The sequence below is a fragment of the Desulfotomaculum sp. genome, from assembly GCA_003513005.1.
GTDB lineage: Bacteria > Bacillota > Desulfotomaculia > Desulfotomaculales > Nap2-2B > 46-80.
Map to the genome: position 1 here is coordinate 1 of DOTD01000003.1, position 4,664 is coordinate 4,664.

4 protein-coding genes are annotated in these 4,664 nt (G+C 45.3%); 1 reads left to right on the forward strand and 3 read right to left on the reverse strand.

Annotated elements, in window-relative coordinates; translation table 11 throughout:
- Positions 1 to 638: 638 nt before the first annotated feature.
- Positions 639 to 848: a hypothetical protein gene (locus tag DEH07_00125; GenBank protein HBY02969.1), complete on the forward strand. Its 210-nt coding sequence runs from the start codon at positions 639 to 641 to the stop codon at positions 846 to 848.
- Positions 849 to 975: 127 nt separating this feature from the next.
- Here DEH07_00125 and DEH07_00130 read toward each other — a convergent pair whose 3' ends face one another.
- The 3 genes from DEH07_00130 to DEH07_00140 all read right to left on the reverse strand — a co-directional run bounded on the left by DEH07_00130 (position 976) and on the right by DEH07_00140 (position 4,140).
- Entirely contained in the window at positions 976 to 1,743 is a 768-nt protein-coding gene (locus DEH07_00130; GenBank protein HBY02970.1) for a hydrolase TatD, read from the reverse strand.
- Positions 1,744 to 1,802: 59 nt separating this feature from the next.
- The gene (locus DEH07_00135) at positions 1,803 to 3,359 is read right to left on the reverse strand and encodes a methionine--tRNA ligase (GenBank protein HBY02971.1); all 1,557 of its coding nucleotides are present in this window, start codon (positions 3,357 to 3,359) and stop codon (positions 1,803 to 1,805) included.
- 484 nt (positions 3,360 to 3,843) lie between these two features.
- Positions 3,844 to 4,140, reverse strand: coding sequence for a hypothetical protein (locus DEH07_00140; GenBank protein HBY02972.1), 297 nt, complete (start codon positions 4,138 to 4,140; stop codon positions 3,844 to 3,846).
- Positions 4,141 to 4,664: the final 524 nt, after the last annotated feature.

A 4,664-nucleotide genomic window follows, 5' to 3' on the forward strand; every position in this document is an offset into this window, starting at 1 on the left:
GGCCAGAAAAGAAGCTACCAGCAAACGTACAGCTATTGAAGGAACCAATTCCTCGTTAAAGTGTTCACAAGGAGCTTAGAAGACTCAAGGTAAGGGGTAAAGCCAAAGCGACACTGGTAACTGGATTTAAAATCATTGGGCATAATTTCAAGCAAATCGTCCGCTTCTTAAATGGAGATATAAGGAAAAGGGCTGCAGAAATTATAAATAACAAAAAACACTAATTACATAGTGGAGATATTTCAATCGTCAATCCCTTGATTAACGCCAAATTGGTCTCTATAACGAAGAAGTTTTGGATTTTGAAATGCCAAAATCACCAATTTATCAACTTTTTCAAACAGAATATCTCTATTCAGAATATCTCTATTATAACAGATTTATATCCACCATGCAATTAACGTTTTAATAACAATAGTCAAGGGGGTATTCTGTCTACTTGCTGGTAATAGATGGTAATATAAAGGATAATACCCACAATTCTGGCGTAAAACCGTAATGGTAGGCGAAATAATGGACATTTAGATGGTTGATTATTCCAGTCAGTTTTTCATGAATGGGCAAATGAAAAGAAAAACGCCCCTTTTCGCAGTGGAATCATAAATAAACAGAGTTTATGCAATACTCTCCTAGAGGCGATGGAACCCGGAGGTTATCTTACTGTAAAAACTTTCAGCAACGGAAAAGATGTTATTTTGGCGATAAGTGACCAGGGTAAGGGAATCCCCCCTAAACATATGGATAAAATGGGCATACCGTTTTTTACCGCCAAAGACTGCGGCACAGGCTTAGGACTCGCTGTATGCTATAAAATAGCCGCCAGGCATAATGCAGCAATAGACATATAAACCAGCCCGGCAGGCACTACTTTTTTTGTTAATTTTAAAGTACCGGAAAACTGAGGACGCTGATGTTCACAGGTGAAATAAGTCAATTATCTTAATAAGTCAAGCCTGACCCCTTATTTGTAACCGCCTATTTGATTCCAAATAGGCGGCGGGTATTTTCAAGCAGGGTTTTAGAGAGTTCTGCAGCAGGTATTTCCCTTATCCTGGCGATTTCTTCAATGGCATAGCGGACATAGAGGGGTTCGTTTCTCTTTCCCCTGTACGGCTCAGGTGTAAGAAAAGGAGAATCGGTTTCAGCAAGAATCCTGTCCGGGGGCACACTTGCGGCGATTGATTTTAAGGTATTGTTGCCTTTATAAGTTATCACTCCGGCAAAGGAAATATAAAAGCCCATTCCCAGGCACTCCCGGGCCATTTCCGGGCTGCCGGAAAAGCAGTGGATAACTCCCCCGGCCGGACCGACTTTGTCACTGCGCAGTATATCCAGCAGATCCTCATGCGCCTGCCGGCTGTGGATAATTACCGGCAGGTTGAGCTCCCGGGCAAGGGCAAGCTGCTCCCTGAAAACCTGGCGCTGAACGTCCTGCGGGCTTAGATTCCGGTAAAAGTCCAGACCGGTTTCACCTATGGCAACAACCTTGTCGCGTGCGGCCAGTTTTTTAAGATCGTCCAAATAGGTTTTTGGCGCCTCGCCGGAGTCGTGGGGGTGGATTCCTACGGCTGAGTAGATAAAATCCGCCTGTCCGGCAAGGTCAACGCTGCGGCGGGAAGAATCCAGGTCATAACCCACATCAATGACCAGGGACATACCTTCCGCCCTTGACCGCTCAACAACTTCTCTTCTGTCAGAATCAAATTTCCTGTCAACCAGGTGGGCATGGCTGTCCGCCAGGATCAGGCGGGTGCCGTTATCCAGTGCCGGGCTCAAAAGAATCACCTCGAAATCTAATGACTTTACACTTCTATCCTCGGGAATAGGGCCTGTTCACGCTTCACCGTCAAGCCGGCGGGCAGCCTGCCCCAGGTCAGCGAATCCCAGGTGTGCAGTTCCGGTTTATCCTGTATATTCAGCTGCGGCCAGATCTTCGAAGGCGTAAGGGGCATAAAAGGCGTCACCAGCACTCCGATGAAACGCAGGCATTCCATCATATTGTAAAGGATGGTCGCCAGCCTTTCCTTTTGGGCGGGGTCCTTGTTCAAAGACCAGGGCTGTGTCTCGTCGACGTACTTGTTGGCCCGGCCGACCAGTTTCCAGATTGCCGCCAGAGCGCCCGACAGGTCCCTTTTGTCTATCAGTTCGCGGACTGCGGACGGGAGGTCCACGGCCAAATCGATCAGCTCCAGGTCAACCCCCTCGGGCTGCCCCGGATTCCCGGCCGTTCCTCCGAGATATTTCTGAACCATCCCCAGGGTACGGCTGACCAGGTTGCCCAGGTCATTGGCCAGGTCCATATTAATCCTCTTGATCAGCGCCTGCTCCGAGTAATAGACGTCTGTGCCGAGCGGCATCTCCCGAAGCAGGTAATAGCGAACAGCGTCAACGCCGTACTTGTCGATAAGCTCAAGGGGATCGATAACATTGCCGACGGATTTGCTCATCTTGCCGCTTTCCATCAGCAGCCAGCCGTGCCCTATAATTTGCCGGGGAAGCTCTATACCTGCGGACATCAACAGGATTGGCCAGATGATACTGTGAAAACGGACAATATCCTTGGCCATCAGGTGAACATCGGCGGGCCAGAATTTCTTGTACAGAGTTTCGTCATCGCTTGCATAGCCTAGTGCAGATATATAATTGGTCAGGGCGTCCACCCAGACGTAAATGACATGATTGAGATCGAAGGGTACGGGAATGCCCCATTTAAAAGTCGTCCGGGAAACACACAGGTCCTCCAGGCCGCTGTTGATAAAACTGACCATCTCGTTCCGCCTGGACACCGGCTGGATGAAGTCGGGGTTTGCCTCTATATAATCAAGCAGGCGTCCTGCATAGTTGGACATCCTGAAAAAATAGCTTTCCTCCTCGACCGCCTCGACAGGCCTGGCGCAGTCCGGGCACATGCCTTCCTCAAGCCGGGCTTCCGTCCACATCGCCTCACACGGTGTGCAGTACCAGCCTTTATATGATGCTTTATAGATGTCCCCCTGATCATAAAGCTTCTGAAAAACGGCCTGTACCGCCTTTTTATGCCTTTCTTCCGTAGTTCTGATAAAGTCGTCGTTACTGATCAGCAGCTTTTCCCAGAGGACTTTGAAGCTCTCGACGATCGGATCAACATATTCCTGCGGAGATTTCCCTTTTTCACGGGCGGAGCGCTCGATCTTCTGGCCGTGTTCGTCAGAACCGGTTAAAAACCATACATCATGCCCGGTAAACCGCTTAAAACGGGCAAATGCGTCGGCAGCGACGGTGGTATAAGCGTGTCCTATGTGCAGGCTGCCGCTAGGGTAATATATTGGTGTAGTGATATAAAAACATTTTTCTTCTTTCAAACCTGAACCTTCTTTCATTCCAAAAAACAAATGATTATAAAAACCCCTAAAATTAACATGCCTATTTTAGAAGATAAAAACATTACTGTCAAGTTTTTATAAGGAAGAATAACCAGTAACTACTAGATACTACTATCCGGGAAATATTCCCCTAAATTTTTCTAAAATACATATTGGCTTTTAACCTGACTTTTGCAGACAAATAGACGATAAAACAGCCTCTAGGCCTTATGTATACTGGCTTTGAGGTCGTTTTCTTTAGTCTAAAAGTTATTGCGCAAATACGAATGTCAATAAAAAAAATGATACGTCAACGCCAGGAAATATTCCACATTTTGATGGTTCAATTTCTTTGATACTTTTAAGTAAGAATGCTCAGATATTAAGGCTTTGCAGGGGCTTTCCATAGACGTATCACTACACCCTTTCCAAATCAAAAAGATTTAATTAGTTAACCAGTTAATTACTGTTTACCAACCTAAGATTACTCAATTATGTAAGACTATTTACTACCGAAAACCTCCTCCAGGAAAGAAACCCGTGCCCATGGCGTTCCCCGGCATTCCATGGCCAGCGCATATACCATGATGTCTTGAAAGGCAATGGGCTTTTCACGGTACCTAATTTGAGCCACTTCGTCCACCGTGATTTTACCTTCCCGGAGCATTTGCAGTAGTTTTTCAAATGGTGTCTTACCCAAATAAGTGACTACTTTAGTTTTCACCTTGCCTTGGTCCCATATCCTTTGCTCCAATTGGGCATAAAGTTGGTTTCTTACGGCTTTCCAGCGGATTAACATTTTGCCCACCTTTAAATAAGCTCAATCATACTACTCACTAGACCAGTCTTTATCTTAATGTTATTTCAACATGAAATATGTTGGTCACTAGATTATAGGGCAAGCTTGATAAGCTCCGCTGTTTCTCTATGAGTTCGAACATCCTGAACCTTTTTTTACTTCTGCCAAAACTTTTTTTATTTCTCCAAGAGCCATGTATTTCCTGACAAAATCAATCCTGAGTTCAGCGCCGAGAACAGCGAGAAGATTATCGTAATAATTAACCCAACTTTCCCCTCCCCAAGATCATAATTAGCCCAAAACACCCCTCCGGATAAATATGGGTTGGATGTAAGCCGCACCATTACTGCATTCATGTATTCATAAACAGTCCAAAAACATCAAAATCACCAATGTAGTACCCTATTTTATTATGCCATTGACACAACAGTGTCTCTGGATTATAATAACAATATGCATATAGCCACTATTACTACAAAAAACAAAAAGACAGGAAAAGTATATATCAACCATAAACTTATCCA